Annotated in this window: 15 protein-coding genes; 7 read left to right on the top strand and 8 right to left on the bottom strand. The window is 43.8% G+C overall.

Going from position 1 to position 15,734, the window contains the following annotated elements:
• Positions 1-52: 52 nt before the first annotated feature.
• The 6 genes from norW to Q5H80_RS20695 form a co-directional block, all read right to left on the bottom strand.
• Positions 53-1,222 (bottom strand): NADH:flavorubredoxin reductase NorW, encoded by a 1,170-nt coding sequence (gene norW, locus Q5H80_RS20720; RefSeq protein ID WP_304570064.1) that lies wholly within the window; start codon positions 1,220-1,222, stop codon positions 53-55.
• Position 1,223: 1 nt separating this feature from the next.
• Positions 1,224-2,729, bottom strand: a complete 1,506-nt coding sequence (norV, locus tag Q5H80_RS20715; protein ID WP_304570063.1) for an anaerobic nitric oxide reductase flavorubredoxin — start codon at positions 2,727-2,729, stop codon at positions 1,224-1,226.
• A 564-nt stretch (positions 2,730-3,293) separates the two neighbouring features.
• Entirely contained in the window at positions 3,294-3,950 is a 657-nt protein-coding gene (locus tag Q5H80_RS20710) for an NAD(P)H-dependent oxidoreductase (protein WP_304570062.1), read from the bottom strand.
• A gap of 330 nt (positions 3,951-4,280) precedes the next feature.
• Positions 4,281-5,147 carry a glycerol kinase gene (locus Q5H80_RS20705; protein ID WP_304570061.1) on the bottom strand — a complete coding sequence of 289 codons (867 nt, stop codon included), beginning with the start codon at positions 5,145-5,147 and terminating at the stop codon, positions 4,281-4,283.
• Between the two features lie 375 nt (positions 5,148-5,522).
• Positions 5,523-6,323, bottom strand: a complete 801-nt coding sequence (gene nagB / locus Q5H80_RS20700; RefSeq protein WP_304570060.1) for a glucosamine-6-phosphate deaminase — start codon at positions 6,321-6,323, stop codon at positions 5,523-5,525.
• Between the two features lie 470 nt (positions 6,324-6,793).
• The gene (locus Q5H80_RS20695) at positions 6,794-7,147 is read right to left on the bottom strand and encodes a DUF413 domain-containing protein (RefSeq protein WP_304570059.1); all 354 of its coding nucleotides are present in this window, start codon (positions 7,145-7,147) and stop codon (positions 6,794-6,796) included.
• Positions 7,148-7,301: 154 nt separating this feature from the next.
• On the opposite strand from Q5H80_RS20695, the gene Q5H80_RS20690 reads away from it, so the two are divergent.
• Positions 7,302-8,192, top strand: a complete 891-nt coding sequence (locus Q5H80_RS20690; RefSeq protein ID WP_304570058.1) for a LysR family transcriptional regulator — start codon at positions 7,302-7,304, stop codon at positions 8,190-8,192.
• Between the two features lie 179 nt (positions 8,193-8,371).
• On the opposite strand, the gene Q5H80_RS20685 is transcribed toward Q5H80_RS20690, so the two are convergent.
• Positions 8,372-8,575 carry a hypothetical protein gene (locus Q5H80_RS20685; protein ID WP_304570057.1) on the bottom strand — a complete coding sequence of 68 codons (204 nt, stop codon included), beginning with the start codon at positions 8,573-8,575 and terminating at the stop codon, positions 8,372-8,374.
• Positions 8,576-8,807: 232 nt separating this feature from the next.
• Between Q5H80_RS20685 and Q5H80_RS20680 the strand changes: the two genes are divergently transcribed.
• The 3 genes from Q5H80_RS20680 (at position 8,808) to Q5H80_RS20670 (ending at position 11,401) form a co-directional block, all read left to right on the top strand.
• Entirely contained in the window at positions 8,808-10,256 is a 1,449-nt protein-coding gene (locus Q5H80_RS20680; RefSeq protein WP_304570056.1) for an AlkA N-terminal domain-containing protein, read from the top strand.
• Positions 10,257-10,339: 83 nt separating this feature from the next.
• Positions 10,340-10,816 (top strand): methylated-DNA--[protein]-cysteine S-methyltransferase, encoded by a 477-nt coding sequence (locus Q5H80_RS20675; RefSeq protein WP_304570055.1) that lies wholly within the window; start codon positions 10,340-10,342, stop codon positions 10,814-10,816.
• A 201-nt stretch (positions 10,817-11,017) separates the two neighbouring features.
• On the top strand, positions 11,018-11,401 hold the full coding sequence (locus Q5H80_RS20670; protein ID WP_304570054.1) for a hypothetical protein: 384 nt from the start codon (positions 11,018-11,020) through the stop codon (positions 11,399-11,401).
• A gap of 1 nt (position 11,402) precedes the next feature.
• On the opposite strand, the gene nhaD is transcribed toward Q5H80_RS20670, so the two are convergent.
• Entirely contained in the window at positions 11,403-12,842 is a 1,440-nt protein-coding gene (nhaD, locus tag Q5H80_RS20665; RefSeq protein WP_304570053.1) for a sodium:proton antiporter NhaD, read from the bottom strand.
• Positions 12,843-13,494: 652 nt separating this feature from the next.
• Here nhaD and Q5H80_RS20660 point away from each other — a divergent pair.
• From Q5H80_RS20660 to Q5H80_RS20650, 3 genes are all read left to right on the top strand, one after another.
• Positions 13,495-14,232 carry a nucleoside recognition domain-containing protein gene (locus tag Q5H80_RS20660; RefSeq protein WP_304570052.1) on the top strand — a complete coding sequence of 246 codons (738 nt, stop codon included), beginning with the start codon at positions 13,495-13,497 and terminating at the stop codon, positions 14,230-14,232.
• On the top strand, positions 14,232-14,699 hold the full coding sequence (locus Q5H80_RS20655) for a YjiG family protein (protein ID WP_004737023.1): 468 nt from the start codon (positions 14,232-14,234) through the stop codon (positions 14,697-14,699). The genes Q5H80_RS20660 and Q5H80_RS20655 overlap by 1 nt, the downstream gene beginning before the upstream one ends.
• Positions 14,700-15,346: 647 nt before the next feature.
• Entirely contained in the window at positions 15,347-15,733 is a 387-nt protein-coding gene (locus tag Q5H80_RS20650) for an MAPEG family protein (RefSeq protein WP_304570013.1), read from the top strand.
• The last annotated feature ends 1 nt before the right edge of the window (position 15,734 follow it).

The following is a 15,734-nucleotide window of genomic DNA, read 5'->3' as shown; positions in this document are numbered from 1 at the left end:
GTTGAATACAGTCGACCTATATAATGAGTCGACTGCTTGTTCACCTTTGTACTTATGCTGGAGAGCTGGTCTGGAGCTCCTTAAGCAGAGGGAACGCGGCTTTGGTGTGTTCTCCCGTGACAATGAATCCAACCAACTGGTTATATTCATTAAAGCCCTTAGCGACAATGCCTTTAGGATCGAATCGTGTTTCCCAACTCTGAGCGGTTTGGATATCACGCCCTGCCAGTTGAATTGGGTAACTCGGTGTTTTCACCTTAGTGATGATATGAGGCAAGCTGAGCTTTGCTTCTCTCAATAATGGTTCCCCTTCTCCCGTTGTGAGTTGCTTAGCTAATACGTTTGCAGACAAGATTGCTGGCTGCAAATAGGCCATCACACGACCTTCAATTTCAGCGCAATCACCAATCGCATACACATTATTGGCGCTGGTTTTCAGGGTGTCATCAACCACAATGCCTCTGTTGACCTCTATTCCCGCTTGCGTGGCTAAAGCCGTATTTGGCCTTAATCCTGCTGCTGCAATCACGATATCTGCTCGTATTAATCGTGAGGCGGTAGTTTGTAGCCTGACTCCATCGTGGAGGTAAGTCGCTCGACAAATCGCAGAGTCGGTTTCGACGGTAACCCCTGTTTTTGCTAGCTCCCTTTCCAACTCAAGTGAAACGAAAGGCGGCACAAGGCTGTTCAATAGATAACTTGCGGGTTCGATAATCGTGACATCTTTGCCCGCAGTTTGAAGGTCGAATGCAAGCTCGACCCCAATCAAGCCTCCACCAATCACAGTGATACGTTGGGCGTCATCGATCTGAGCTTTGTGTTTATCGAACTCTTCCAAGCTATTTAGCGTAATGGTCGCGCTGCGTTTAAGCCCTTCCGCTGGTGGTATGAAAGGTGTAGCCCCCGTTGCTAATACCAACTTCGAATAGTGGATGATTTGCCCGTCAACATGAACACACTGCTGCCTGGTATCGATTTCACTGACTAAAGCCTTGGTTTTGATGACCACGCTGTACTGCTCAGCCAATTGCTGAGCGTTATTAACGGCTAACGATTGTGGTGTTTGAGCCTGGCTGAATGCGTGTGAAAGATTCGGCTTACTGTACTCAATTCCAGCATCTGCCGTGATCATGGTAATCGCGATATCTTGGTCAATTTTCCGTACCATCTTTATGGTTTGTAGGGCGGCGAAACCACCGCCCACAATCACAATGTTCGACATGTTATTTCTCCACAAACACTTCTTTGCCTAAATGACACTCAGGGCAAAGGAAGTCATCAGGTACTTGTGCCCATGGTGTTCCAGGTTCGACGCCTTGGTAGGGTTCGCCCAATTGTGGGTCGTACACCCATTCACACACTGTGCAACGCCAGCAAGTGCAGTCTGCACTGTGTACTGGCTTATCTTGAGCGACTTCTGGCTTCTGCTCTGTCGTGTCTTTGAGTTCTTCAGTGGTGTTTGTCGGTGTTGGTGTAGCTTCAAGCGGTGTTACATTTCGTGATACTTGTTTCGGTGTGCTCACTTCATCGGCTTCTACACGCCACACCTCAGCCAGTGTCATGCCGTAATCGATACATTGACGAAGGGCGTCTGTGTCTGGTTTCCAGTGGATGTGTTGTGGTGCGCTGACTTCGAAATTGGCTTCACGTAGGCGAGCATCGATGCGTTTAACTGCGCCACCGGTCCAACCTGAAGAACCGAATGCAGCGGCTCTTTTTTCTGCGAAACGTAGGCCGTGTATCTCTTCAAGTAGCGCAGCGATCTGCGGCATCATCACATTGTTCATGGTCGATGAACCAACAAGTACGCCCTTTGAGCGGAAGATGTTGGCAAGGATGTCATTCTTGTCGTGCTTAGAGATATTGAAGACCTTGATTGCCGTTTCTGGGCTGCCTTTACGGATCCCTTTAGCGATAGCATCGGCCATCATGCGAGTGTTGTTCGACATGGTGTCGTAGACAATGGTGATGCGATCTTCTTTGTAGGCTTTCGACCACTCGTAGTATTGCTCAACGATCTGAGTCGCGTTGTCGCGCCAAATACAACCGTGAGAAGTCGCAATCACATCGATCGGTACACCTAAACTCAACACTTCTTCTATCTTCGCTTTCACCAAAGGTGCGAAAGGTGTGAGGATGTTCGAGAAGTAACGCAGACATTGATCGTGCAGCTCTACTTGGTCTAGCTGATCGTTGAATAGGTTTTCATCACAGTAGTGCTGACCGAACGCATCGTTACTGAACAGGATCTCGTCACCTGTGAGGTATGTTGCCATTGAGTCTGGCCAGTGCAGCATTTTCATCTCAACAAAGATGAGTTGCTTACCGTTACCGACATCGAGCGTGTCGCCTGTTTTGACGGTTCGGAAGTTCCAGTCAGGCTGATGGTGATGGCCAACAATCGAGTTAACGCCAGCTTCTGTGCAGTAGACGGGTGTGTTTGGAATTTTGGCTAATAGTGCCGAAAGGGCACCTGAGTGGTCTTCTTCTGCATGCTGACAAATGATGTAGTCGATCTCATTGATGTCGATTTCCATCTCAAGGTTTGCAAGAAATTGTTCAGTAAAGCGATGATCAACGGTATCAACAAGCACCGTTTTCTCTTCACGAATCAGGTACGAGTTATAGCTGGTACCTTTGTTCATGTGGTATTCCTTACCATGGAAGTGTTCTGTTTCCCAATCGTGGACGCCAACCCAGTGAACATTTGATTTAACGTGAATAGTCATAATGATAATACCTTATTTAAATATCTAAGGTCATCACTGCACTAGTCGTGCCATGTTTTTAAGTGTTTGTTTTTAATGTGTTTATTTGATAGTCTCGTTGTTTGGTGAGTCATATTGACGTGATGGTTTTTATGGTCAAAATGAATCCTAAGTGTCCTTATGACTCGGATTTAATTTGTAGATTTGTGGCGGTTTGGCAAGAAAATTAATGATGTTTGCTCAGAAAAAGCAGGGTGAGGAACATGTTTCAACAAAGGGGATTATAGCGTAACTCCTGCGCTTCGCGAATTAGAACGCGTGGACTGATCAAGTATTGGTGGTCTAAAAAGCGGCTGGAATGGCTAAAGCTGAGATAGAAAGGATGGATGCGAAATACAGGCATGAAAAAGGCCAGACGAGTGTCTGGCCAAAACAAGGCAGTGTAATTTAACAGTCTGAAGTGCTGTTGAAACTATATTTTGTAAAACGAAAAAGCGTTTTAAAAATTAAAGCGTTGTAGCAGTTAAGCGTTGTCACTGTTTAACGTGTTATAGCTGTTGATTCATTCATCACTTAATTAACGCGTTAAAGCGTCGTCACGATTTCATCAAGAGCTAGACGTGCTTTTGGTTTACCGTGGTTATAGTCTTCGCCGTCTTTGTGGTAGCCGATTGCTAGCGCTACATCAACAACGTGACCGTCTAGTTCGTCTGCAAACTCTTCACCGATCATAGCGGCATCTACACCTTCCATCGGTGTTGAAGCAATGCCAAGGCGTGCTAGCGTGTGCATTGTGTTACCTAGTGCGATGTACACCTGAGACTTAGTCCAGTTACCGTTGAAACCGGCTTCGTCTGTGTTCATTTCTGCGAATGCGTAAGCACCTAAGAATTGCTCGTACATTTCAGCAGGTAGGTGACCAGAGCTTACTTCCGTATCTGCACGCTTCGCGAATTTCTCTTTAGTGTATTTAGGATCATGAGCAAACAGGATCGTATGTGACGCTTCTTTCGCATGCGGTTGATTAAACTGGAACATGTTCTCGAAAGTATTGTGGAAGCGTTGTTTTGCTGCGTCACTCTCAATGATGATGAATTTCCAAGGCTGAGAGTTGATAGAAGAAGCTGATAAACGAAGTGCTTCTTTGATTACTTCCATGTTTTCCGCAGAGATGCGTTTTTCGGCATCGTATTTTTTAGCTGTGTAACGAGTGTTTAGATCAGTAATGATTGGATGAGTCATGTTGAATCCTAATATCTATCAATAATAAATGTTGTAGGGTTTTATGTTCGGTAACGTCAACAATAAACGGATAACGCATTTAGGCAGTATCTCTATCGAAATCGTTGCTCGAACCGTCAATTTCTAAAAGACTTAACGCTTAAATGGCTATCGAACATGCCCCCATAAATCGAGTATCTGCGGTAGCTCAAGTCGATGGGTGTAAGATAATAGAAGAATGGCTGGGGAAAAATAGCGAACACATCAAATCACTATGGTTAATAATGTCCATAATGATTCAATAAATGTGAACTTGATTGGTTTGGAGTATCGTGATTCAGTGGCTTAGGCTTAGTACGCTTTTATTCCATATTGGCGTAATAATGGTGGGAGCACGCTATCTAGGTTAGGGATATCCTCAGGAGTGATTTCGATTAAGCTAAAGCCGTGCTCTTGGTATATTTTTCTTGTCTCTATACGCTTGTCTTCGGTTATTGGCGCAGAATCGGTTCCCCAAAACTGGATATACACCTTACCACTTGGTAGATAAAAATCGCAGATCACTTCTTTTGAGATCGGCAGCGGACGCTCGTACGCATGAACCACTCCTGCCATATAAAGCCAGTTATCGATGATCAGCTCTCCCTTTGAACGTACATAATGTCCGTCTAAGGTCCGGTGTTTCGCCTCAAATTTCTGACGAAAGCTAGAAAACGAGACATCGGTAGAGTAGCTTTCAGCATCATGCCCTAGAAATTCGACAACAGACTGCTTCAAACGTTTATTGCGAAGCAACGAATCGTGCCATACCACAAATAAGTTTTGAGTGGCTTTGTCTTCCCTCTGTTCACCACCAGCTTTTAAGCCTGTAGAGGTGACATGCCAACCGTCATCTTCTTTTTTTATCCAGCCAAGCTCATTGAGCAATAAATTGATTTTCTTTGCGCTGAGTTGAAAGGCACTGCCGACTTGGGTAGCGGTCAATGTTTTTCCCGAGAATGACTCCAAATCGATAAGCAGTTTTTCTGGCCAGACAATAAAGACACCAAACTTCTTATGATCCACATACTCCCCACCAAAGCTTTCTCCTCTTTCGGTGAGTACCCAACGTTCCTGTGAGCGCACTATATAGCCTGCGGTCTTTAGATCGCTAAATAGAGTTTTAGCTTCTATGCCTTTTTGTTTAGCGAGTGCGGATGTGGAAATTTTGTCTGACATAGTCTTTTCTCAAATAGCGGAGTGATCCGCTGATGGGTGTTGGAGAGATACATGATGTGATAGCACTAGTGAATACCATATCACATCTATCAATGCTAACTGCAGTTCACTGGCCTATGTTTTTAGTAGAAAACCATGTCTGATTTTGATTTTGTGGGAGGTGGGGCTTTAGTTGAATCTAAACAGCTTGCACTAAATACCTATCGCTTGGTAACCGGATAGTTAGGTGAGAGCTGCAAAATATTTATGACGGTATAGAGCTTTTCCGTGTATCAAAAAGAAAAATAGTAGGCACAAAAAAGCCACATTTAAGTGGCTTTTCTACCTAAGGAGGCTTTCTATTACAAGACGCCTTTCTCATTCAAGAACTAAGAATTATAGGTCTTTAATGTTCTCAGCTTCTAACTCAGAGAAGTACTTAACTGTTTTCACTTTAAGTTCTTGAGTTGCCGGCTCGTCACAAACAATCACTGATTTAGGGTGAAGTTGCAGAGCTGATACCGTCCATAGATGGTTAACAGAACCTTCAACCGCTGCTTCTAGAGCAAGAGCTTTGTTGTGGCCTGTTACTAGAACCATGATTTCTTCAGAATCAAGTAGAGTACCAACACCGATTGTTAGTGCGTACTTAGGAACTTGGTTGATGTCGCCATCGAAGAAGCGAGAGTTCGCGATACGAGTGTCTTCAGTCAACGTTTTGATACGAGTTCGTGAAGATAGAGAAGAAGCTGGCTCGTTGAAAGCGATGTGACCGTCGTTGCCTACGCCACCCATGAATAGGTTGATTTTGCCGTAAGACTTGATTTTGTCTTCGTAACGTTTGCACTCAACTTCGTTGTTTTCCGCGTTACCATCTAGAAGATTGATGTTCTCTTCTTGAATGTCGATGTGGTTGAAGAAGTTAGAGTACATGAAGGTACGGTATGATTCTGGGTGATCAGCAGGGATGCCAATGTACTCATCCATGTTAAATGTAACTACGTTTTTGAAGCTAACTTCACCAGCTTTATGTAGCTCGATAAGTGCTTTATAAGTAGTTAGTGGCGTACCACCAGTTGGTAGACCAAGTACAAAAGGACGCTCTGCAGTTGGTTTAAAATCGTTAATACGTTTAACGATGTGTGCTGCTGCCCATTTGCCTACTTGCGCTGCTTGATTTAACGGGATAAGTCTCATTAATTTGCCCCTAGATATTAGAATTTATAGTGTTCTTAAACATTAATTCGCATTATAAAATAAGTTGTCAGGTTGCGCTATTGTTTTAGGTCAAGTTTTTGCTTTTTCGTCATATTTGAGACTATAACGTTCAAAATTGCACAATTCTTGTATGGATATTTGGGACAGTTAAACAAGATTAATACGTTTCTCATATACCGCCATATTGACTTAATTCAGAGGCATGCGCTAAAAGAGAAAGGTAGGCTGAGGTGCGGTGAACCCAATTAGGATTAACATTCGTAGAACGTATTGAAATTGTGCGATCATCACGCTATCGATATGAATTTTATATAAATATTGGTGTTTTTGTGTAGGTTGTCTACACTTGATTATGATGAAGAATGTGCGTGTTTGTTTTAAGTTCCCGCTAATCCGAGATGAACCAAAAAAAAGCTCAAAGTGATGAGGTATCACTTTGAGCAGTTTTACTAATCTTCTAACACTAACTCACTTTCGAATTCTTCCCTAGGTGCTTCGCCGCGTTTACAGCCGTTTAGGGTATGAAAGCGACGGCGTCCACGAGCCAGTTGAATGTACTTCAACCAAACACGCTCTAACTTGGACTTGGCCTTATGAGGGTGAGATAACACTTTGATGAAGTGCTTTTCTTCTGCATTGGTTGGTGTTAACTCACCAGTCTCAAGTGCAAGCATAGTGTCACCAAACAAGGTTAGGATTTCCTCTTCTGACAGAGTAAAATCACCTGACTTAGCGAACCCTCGTGGGAATTTAATGGTGTCATAAAAACGTTTTTTTCCGTGTCGGAATTCGGTCTCAGACATATCAGCCTCAGTAATGTGGTTAGATAGAAATTAGTGTTTATTGCTCACGCGAAAATATTGTTAAAAGGCTAAAATGGAAAACAAAACGTTTTTGCCTTTACGATAAACAATCCTAGATCGGCTAGTTAGCAGATTTATTACAGAGATGTATTTGATGGATGTAAAAGTATTTAGAACCTTTCTTGAGGTTGCAAGGGTGCGTCACTTTGGGCGTGCAGCTGAAAACTTGTATTTAACACAAGCGGCGGTAAGTGCGCGGATCAAACAGCTTGAAGGCTACTTTGATACTCAGCTCTTCATTCGTGACCGCAATAACATCAAGCTGACCTCTTCTGGTGAGCGTTTGATTGGTTATGCTGAAGTGATGGTATCCACCTTACAACAAGCCAAATTTGAGCTGTCGTTAGAAAGTGGAAAAGCCTTGCAGTTAACACTGGGTGGCACACCGAATATCTGGGACGCGTATCTACAAAACTGCTTAAGTGTGGTGACCGACTCTTTTGGTGGCTACGGCTTTATGGCCGAGGTGATGGGGCGCGAGCAACTTAACCGTAATTTACTAGAACGAACCTTAGACATGGCTTTCGCTTTCGATCAGATCAAAGCGGAAGAACTGAACTGTAAAAAAGTCGCTGATTTGGTTTTGGTGTTGGTATCAACGCAGCAAGATGACCTGGAATCTGTATTCCAACATAAGTATGTGTATGTCGATTGGGGAACGCGCTTCGGTTCTGAACACGCAGAGCGTCACCCTAGAGTTCCAGCACCGTATCTACGTACCTCTACAGCACGTATTGCGCTCGATTTTATTTTAGAGAAAGGTGGCAGTGCGTATTTACCTGTTTCTATGGTTGAACCTTTTATCGAGTCGGGTCAATTGCACAAGGTCAAAGGGGTTGAAGACTGGTATCGCCCAATTTACCTGAGCTACCGTAAAAGCAGTACTTCGGTTGATGCGATCATTCAGGTTGAGAAGTTGGTTAATGAAATTGACCCATCGACTGCCTACACGTTGCAACAAGCCGCGGAACAAACACCAGAGTAACCGCCGTTTCTGTAACCAATATGCTTTGTTGATTAAATAAAAATGGCTCCTAACTAGTTATATAGTTGGGAGCCATTTTTGTTTTTAAACCAGAGGTGTACTTCTTTTCTGAATTAGAGATCGTTTCTAATTTCAACAAAATCGTTTAAGCCTGGTATGTGTAGCCTTTTTTAAAAGCCCTATAGGTTCATTAAATTCTCGATAGACTCTTCAAGAGAGTGTGACATGTAAGAATGGATTTTATTACCATCCGTTGCGTCAATCTCTATCTTAGAAATCCCCTTATCCGCTTCGTCTTCAAGAAAGCTTAGAGATTGCTCGACTGATTGACTGGTGAGAACCTGTTGGTTTGATAAAACAATACGACATGTGTGAAGAACCATAGCCTTTTCCTTATTATTCGATAGGTCTCTGCATCTTAATGTGCTGAGTACCGTTCGTTGACGTTGTGAGAATAATCCTTTCTCAAGGTTAAATTTAGTCGAATTGAGCGAAAAGAAAACCCTTTTTTGTGATTTATCTAACCTTCAGTTCCGAAAGTGGCTAGCGACCATAACAGTTCACGGTAAACTTTTAGTTATTGGAGCACAGTATGGCTAACGAGAAGGACAGAGTATGTCTAAGAATATTCATCACAACAGCGCGTTAACGAGCGAGCAGTGCCATTTGGCTCGATACGCGCGAGATGCTCGCTTTGATGGGATGTTTTTTACGGCGGTAAAAACCACCGGAATTTTTTGTCGTCCGATTTGCCCAGCAAGCCCGCCCAAAGAAGAAAATGTCGAGTATTTTTCTCATCAAGCTCAAGCCTTAAAAGCGGGATATCGCCCTTGTTTACGCTGCCGACCCGACAGTGCACCTTTTTCTCCGGCATGGAAGGGCGTTGAAACCACTTTCTTACGTGCGATGCAGTTGATTGATAATGGCGCTCTGAATTCAGGGTCTATCGTCGACCTTGCAACGCGGTTAGGTATTTCAGACCGCTATTTACGAACCTTATTCAACAATTACATCGGCGTGTCACCAAAGCAATATAGCCTTTATAGCCAATTGATGTTTGCCAAGCAGTTACTGCACAGCAGTAGCATGAGTATTACCGATGTCGGCTTTGCGAGTGGATTTAATAGCACGCGTCGTTTCAATGATGCTTTTCTAAAGGAGCTGCAGCTCTCGCCAAGCCAAATTCGGCGAACAAAGCTCAGTGATAATCTGCGCAATCATATTCAGCTAGGCTTTCACGGACCATTGGACTGGAAGCATTTGCTGGATTTCTATCGACGAAGAATAATTGAAGGCGTAGAGGACGTTGGCGAAGATTATTATAAGCGCACGGTAAATGTGAACGGATCAAAGGGTTGGTTCAAGGCGACTTTAGCCAAAGAAAACCGCTTGGATATTGAATTTGAGTTGGACGATATAAGTCAATTAAGAAGCTTGATTGCTAACATTCGACGCATATTCGACCTTGATGTCGATATTGCCAAGGTCGAGGCATTTTTTACAACCATTGACCCTAACTTGGTGGCTAAGAGTGGCATCCGCATACCTGGTGTGTGGAGCGCTTGGGAAGCTGGGGTAAGAGCGATTCTCGGTCAGCAAGTCTCGGTAACAGCGGCCATTGGTCAGCTTAACTTGTTGGTGCGAGAGCTCTCTGGTTCATATCAGGTTTCTGATTTACAAGAGCAGGCTAATTCACAAGAGTGCTCTGACTTACAACAAATAGTTGATGCATCAGAGAAAGCGTATTTCCCAACACCTAAACAAATAGCTGATGCTGATGTGAGTTTTCTAAGAACGCCGGGAAGTCGTAAGGAAACCTTAAAGCGTTTTGCCCAATACATGGTCGACAACGAATCTGAGCATCCTTCTAAGTGGATTGAGCTAAAAGGCATTGGGCCTTGGACAATTCAATATGCACTACTTCGCGGGTTAAGCGAACCTAACCACCTTTTAGTTGGTGACTTGGTGGTGAAGAAATTCATCGAGCATCGCCCTGCCATTAATACACAGAGTGTTTCTCCTTGGGGAAGTTACGCCACGTTCCATTGTTGGAATCAGTCTTAAACGATGTTTCAAGTGGAATAGAGATACCTCTCTGATATAGAAAGCAATGAACAAACATCAGAATTATCAAGCTAGGAGATATTATGGCTAACCGTTTTACTTATTATCAAAGCCCATTGGGAACCGTGACTTTACAGGCGAACGATGAAGGGCTGCTCGGCCTTTGGTTTGAAACACACACTACCAAGCCCGAACAGTTAGGTATTCAAGATGATAGCTTTCCGATCTTTGCGTTGGCTATCAAACAGCTCAATCGTTATTTTGCTGGTGAAGCAATCCAGTTTTCTGTGCCGATCGCAGCCAAGGGTACTCCATTTCAGCAGTCGGTTTGGCAGGCGCTTACTACCATTCCTTATGGAGAAACATGGAGCTATGCACAATTGGCCGATGCGATTGGTAACCCCAAAGCAGTGCGAGCAGTGGGTTTAGCGAATGGAAAAAATCCGGTGTCAGTGATTGTGCCGTGTCACCGTGTGATTGGTAAAAATGGCAAGCTGACCGGGTATGCGGGGGGCGTAGAACGTAAACAACGCTTGTTGGTGATAGAGGGAAGAAAATAAGCTTGGAAACTTGTTTAGCTAACGACTGAAGCGCTGTTCTGTGGGCTAAGGTTGAAGCTTGTACGACTCAGGGTGAATGTTAAGAGATCTCAAGCGTGACTCTGCAATAAAACGTGACTTTGCAATAAATTCGCTACTTTCTGGAAAATAATGATTTGGTTGCATATTATTTAGCCATGTTTTTTAGGCAAGGATGCCCAAATGAATAACCATCATTTTCTGATAGTAGCTTTCACTAGTGTGTTATTGCTGACCGGTTGTTTAACTGATACTAGTCGCCCCTTTGAAGTACCGCAGCTTGTTTTGTTCAAAGGGATGTATGAGAACGCGGACGATAACAGCTATCTACTTTTTGAGTCAGGACAAATGACCTATCAAACAATCGGTAACACGGTCACTAGAACTTATCGTATTGAAAATGATTTGATTAACATCGAGTTGAATTCAGGAAATAGCCGAGTGGATTCTGGGTTGATGATGCGCATTCAACAAGAAGGAGCAGTGTTAACCTGCAACCAGTGTCCAGCTGTGCAGTTAAGCAATGTCTGGACACGTGTTGATAAGCCTTTAGTTGATAAGCCTTAGACTAAAACATATCACTGTTCAGCCATAGGTGAGCTGCGATACTGACCGCATAGCCAATCATGATTACAGGCATCCATTTCAAATGGCCAAAGAAGGTGTACTTACCATGCGCCGCCCCCATCAATGCCACACCTGCTGCACTACCTATAGATAACAAGCTGCCGCCAACGCCTGCAGTTAAAGTGATCAGTAGCCAGTTGCCCATCGACATTTGTGGCTCCATGGATAACACCGCAAACATCACCGGAATGTTATCGACAATAGCCGATAAGATCCCCACCATGACGTTGGCCCAAATAGGATCCCACTGGCTATACATCACGCCCGAAGCTAATTCCAAGTAACCAAGCAGACTCAAGCCACCGACACACATTACCACGCCGTAGAAGAACAAAAGCGTGTCCCATTCGGCATGAGAAACTCTTCGAAATACATCGAATGGCACAACAGAACCGAGTCGCTTCAGGGCGCCTTCATCGTTATTGGCGATCGCCACTGCCTTTTTCTTGGCGAGTGAGTTGGGTAAGGTCTTACGTAAGTAATAGCCAAAGAACTGCAGATAGGCGAGCCCCATCATCATGCCCATTACTGGAGGGAAGTGGAGTACGGCATGGAAAGCAACAGCGGTCGCGATTGTCATAATAAACAAGAATACGATGCGTCTCGCACCACGTTTTAATTCAACGTGTTGATGGACTGTGTCGGGCTGAGTGGTGGGTACAAAGTAAGACATGATCAACGCAGGGACGAGGTAATTCATCACCGAAGGAATAAACAAAGGAATGAACTCACTAAAACTCACATAACCAGCCTGCCATACCATGAGCGTTGTGATGTCTCCGAATGGACTGAATGCACCGCCAGCGTTGGCGGCTATCACGATATTCACGCAGGCTAGGTTGACGAATTTAGGGTTAGAACCTGCCACTTTAAGAACCACAGCGCACATCAATAGAGCTGTCGTAAGGTTGTCGGCGATAGGTGAGATAAAGAAGGCCAGAATACCGGTTATCCAGAACAAAGAGCGAAAGTTAAAGCCTTTGCCTACCATCCACGCTTGCAACGCATCAAACAGTCTTCTCTCTTCCATCGCGCTAATGTATGTCATGGCGACGAGTAGAAAGAGTAATAGTTCGGCGTATTCGAGTAAGTTGTGTTCGAGCGCTTGTTTAGCGACTTCAACAAGGTTGTGTTCTTGGTAGGTAAAGCCAATGATTATCCAGATCAGGCCAGCGGCAAGCAGAACGGGTTTGGATTTTCGGAGCTTTAGGTATTCTTCCATCATCACCACGATGTAGGCGACAACGAAAATGGTCAGCGACAAGTAGCCAGCGAACGAGCTAGTTAGCTTGAGCGGTTCTCCTAACTGAGAAGTGGCAGCGCCTGCTACCGTGGAAAAAAATAACAAAGAGAGAACAGCAGAAAGCTGGGTACCTAACATGGATTACGCTCCGAAGTTAATAAGTTATTAACACGGGTAAAAGCGTAGACCTAAATAACACTGTGCAGTGTGATAGATATCTTAATAATTCAATAGATTATATTGAAAACGTGAGGTCACAGTGAAAGCCGTTGATTATAGGAACTCCGTCGTTCATAGGAAAACGGTCGAGCATCAGCAACTCGTCAATCATAGAGGAAATAGAGAAAATAGAGGTTAGGGAAAAAGCCCTACCGGGTTTAGAACCGATAGAGCTTGTTCGAAATGGCCAATATCATTCAGCATTGAGATTCGGCGATATTGTTTATTCTGCAGAGCATACTTCAATAGGCGATCAGTACTGGATATACCATAGCCAGTGTGTCTAGCATTGTATGAAAGCTTTTTCTATTCGAAGCCTGATTATTGTGGCGATTATGTGCGTTTTTGGTTGCGGTGTTGAAGCTAGGTTTGTTTAGTTTTGTATGAGAAATATTTTAATTTTTTTAGCGTATACCTCTGCTTTAAAATTTGAATCACAGTTTTATATGTTGCTTTGGTTCTTTTATTTAAACCGATGCACTATTTGATTTTGGTCATTAACCTTTTGCTCATTAGTTTGCACTATCTATACGTGTTCTGTTCCACATAAACGAGATGTATAGAGGTCCTTATGACTAATCCAACCAAAACCGATCGTAAAGTCACGATCGGTAGCTATATCGCACTCGCCTTCGCGATTGTGTTCTTTTCAGGCTTAATGCAGTCCAATGAATGGTATGGAGTGCTCGATTTTACGACGCTCAACGGTTCATTTGGTAAGGTCGCTTACGATGTGAGTGAGTCGGCTGATGGTATCCAAGCAGCAACGACGTCACTGCGTGGTAAAGGCGGTAGTGGTGCGCGTGACGGTTTCATTTTTGCATTGACACTTATTCCGACCGTGATGTTTGCATTGGGCATGATCAACGTACTTGAGCACTACGGTGCACTGGACGCGGCTCGTAAACTACTGACACCTCTGCTTCGCCCTTTGATGGGCATTCCAGGTAACTCAGGCTTGGCACTGATTGCTTCTCTGCAAAGTACCGATGCTGGTGCTGCGATGACACGTCAGCTCAAAGATGAAGGGCATTTGACTAAGCGTGAAACCGATGTGTTCACCATGTTCCAGTTTACTGCGGGTGCGGCGATCGTTAACTTTTTCTCTTCAGGTGCGGTGTTGTTCACTCTAACGGCGATGGATGGTTCTTTGGCAGTGACATCGTCAATTGGTCTTGCTGTTGCGGTGATGTTTATCTTCAAGTTTGTTGGTGCGAACTTATTCCGCCTCTACCTCAACATTACTGAAGGTAAAGAAGACAAAACAAAATTAGACAAAGAACAAAAACTGGAAGAGGAAGTAGCATAATGAGCGAAGTTAAAGCAAAGAAACCAATGGTTACTGATATTTTCGTTGAAGGTGCTAAGAAAGGCTGGGTCATTGCGACAACCTCTACAGTACCTAATGTTCTGATGGCGTTTGTGATTATTAAGGCGTTGCAGATTACTGGTGCACTGGATCTGATGGGTAGTGTGTTTGCACCTATCATGGCGGTATTTGGTTTACCGGGCGAAGCGGCAGCAGTATTGATTGGCGCGTGGATGTCGATGGGTGGTGCAGTCGGTGTGGTTATTACGCTATTTGACCAAGGCATTCTGAACGGCAACCATATTGCTATCTTGGCGCCAGCTATCTACTTGATGGGTTCTCAGGTGCAATATATGGGGCGCATCATGGGACCAATTGGTACTGAAGGCCGTTATATCCCTGTGATGATCGCGATTTCAGTATTGAATGCGTTTGGTGCTATGTTTTTGATGAACATTATTTTGTAACGTGGCTTTGAACGGTTAGCTACTATTTGAACGATTAGCTACTAATAGCTTTTCGACGTTGAAAAAAGAAACCCCGTTTGGCTTTCACCAAACGGGGTTTATTCTTTTTCGTAGCCATCCTGCTACTGACGTTGTTACTTATTTTTTAATAAGGTCACGTATGCTCCTTGCATCGTTCCTTGATTTGGCTAAATCCTTTAACCTATCCAATCCATCGCCTTCCTAGCGGTGTCCATGCTAACTCATCATCCTGACAAGTGACTCTATCCTAGAGTAAAACTTCCTTGCTGATCACTCATCCTAAGCCATCAAATCTTCATCCTGAAGATACCTAATCCGTTAGGCTTTTTCCTGTTCCTGCCAACTCCCTGTCGACATGAGTATTAAACACTTTGGAGGCTTTATTCGCAATTAGCTTTAGGAAATAAATATCCTCGTTAACTAAAATAAATATGCGTGGATTCATATAAAACAAGGGGTTGGGTTTGTAATTTTTCTTTTTTCTGCGAAGCTTGACTGTGATCTCTTACGTTCGGTGTGAGAGATCTCTTACAAATGTTCGGGCGCGAATATCATTCGTTGTTGAACTCATCTGTCGATAGGTGAGCGAAATACGCTCAACAAACTCAGAGTAATAGGAAAATATAATGGTTACAGCACTTTACGCAGCCTTGTTGACGGTCGTAATGATTTGGTTGGCGATAGAAGTCATTAAGCAAAGACGAATCAATCTGGTTGCTCATGCAGATGGCGGTGTTGAGTCGCTACAGATAGCACGTTCCGCACAAAGTAATGCAATGGATTACATCCCAATCACGGTTATTTTGATGGGATTTTTAGAGATGAATGGTGCCAGTGTGTGGCTTATTCATGCCATTGGTGTTGCATTTATTCTGGGGCGTGTGATTCATGCAAAAGGTATTCTGGCAAAAAACTTAAAGGGTAGAAAAGTGGGCATGGGGTTAACGCTTATCTGCATGATCTCTTTGATTGTCCTAAACTTAGCTTACCTACCTTTTGATAGAATGTTCTAGG

Origin of the sequence: Vibrio sp. SNU_ST1, from assembly GCF_030563405.1 — a bacterium.
Classification (GTDB): Bacteria; Pseudomonadota; Gammaproteobacteria; order Enterobacterales; family Vibrionaceae; genus Vibrio.
The sequence above is the reverse complement of the archived record's forward strand: the minus strand, read 5'-3'. Positions and strand labels throughout refer to the sequence as shown.

Excerpts from the sequence above, each read along its gene's own strand:
- Q5H80_RS20675 (WP_304570055.1), top strand. The coding sequence starts at position 10,340 with ATGGCTAACCGTTTTACTTATTATCAAAGCCCATTGGGAACCGTGACT.
- Q5H80_RS20690 (WP_304570058.1), top strand. The coding sequence starts at position 7,302 with ATGGATGTAAAAGTATTTAGAACCTTTCTTGAGGTTGCAAGGGTGCGT.
- Q5H80_RS20710 (WP_304570062.1), bottom strand. The coding sequence starts at position 3,950 with ATGACTCATCCAATCATTACTGATCTAAACACTCGTTACACAGCTAAA.
- Q5H80_RS20650 (WP_304570013.1), top strand. The coding sequence starts at position 15,347 with ATGGTTACAGCACTTTACGCAGCCTTGTTGACGGTCGTAATGATTTGG.
- Q5H80_RS20670 (WP_304570054.1), top strand. The coding sequence starts at position 11,018 with ATGAATAACCATCATTTTCTGATAGTAGCTTTCACTAGTGTGTTATTG.
- Q5H80_RS20705 (WP_304570061.1), bottom strand. The coding sequence starts at position 5,147 with ATGTCAGACAAAATTTCCACATCCGCACTCGCTAAACAAAAAGGCATA.
- nhaD (WP_304570053.1), bottom strand. The coding sequence starts at position 12,842 with ATGTTAGGTACCCAGCTTTCTGCTGTTCTCTCTTTGTTATTTTTTTCC.
- nagB (WP_304570060.1), bottom strand. The coding sequence starts at position 6,323 with ATGAGACTTATCCCGTTAAATCAAGCAGCGCAAGTAGGCAAATGGGCA.
- Q5H80_RS20685 (WP_304570057.1), bottom strand. The coding sequence starts at position 8,575 with ATGGTTCTTCACACATGTCGTATTGTTTTATCAAACCAACAGGTTCTC.
- Q5H80_RS20655 (WP_004737023.1), top strand. The coding sequence starts at position 14,232 with ATGAGCGAAGTTAAAGCAAAGAAACCAATGGTTACTGATATTTTCGTT.
- Q5H80_RS20680 (WP_304570056.1), top strand. The coding sequence starts at position 8,808 with ATGTCTAAGAATATTCATCACAACAGCGCGTTAACGAGCGAGCAGTGC.
- Q5H80_RS20695 (WP_304570059.1), bottom strand. The coding sequence starts at position 7,147 with ATGTCTGAGACCGAATTCCGACACGGAAAAAAACGTTTTTATGACACC.
- norW (WP_304570064.1), bottom strand. The coding sequence starts at position 1,222 with ATGTCGAACATTGTGATTGTGGGCGGTGGTTTCGCCGCCCTACAAACC.
- Q5H80_RS20660 (WP_304570052.1), top strand. The coding sequence starts at position 13,495 with ATGACTAATCCAACCAAAACCGATCGTAAAGTCACGATCGGTAGCTAT.
- norV (WP_304570063.1), bottom strand. The coding sequence starts at position 2,729 with ATGACTATTCACGTTAAATCAAATGTTCACTGGGTTGGCGTCCACGAT.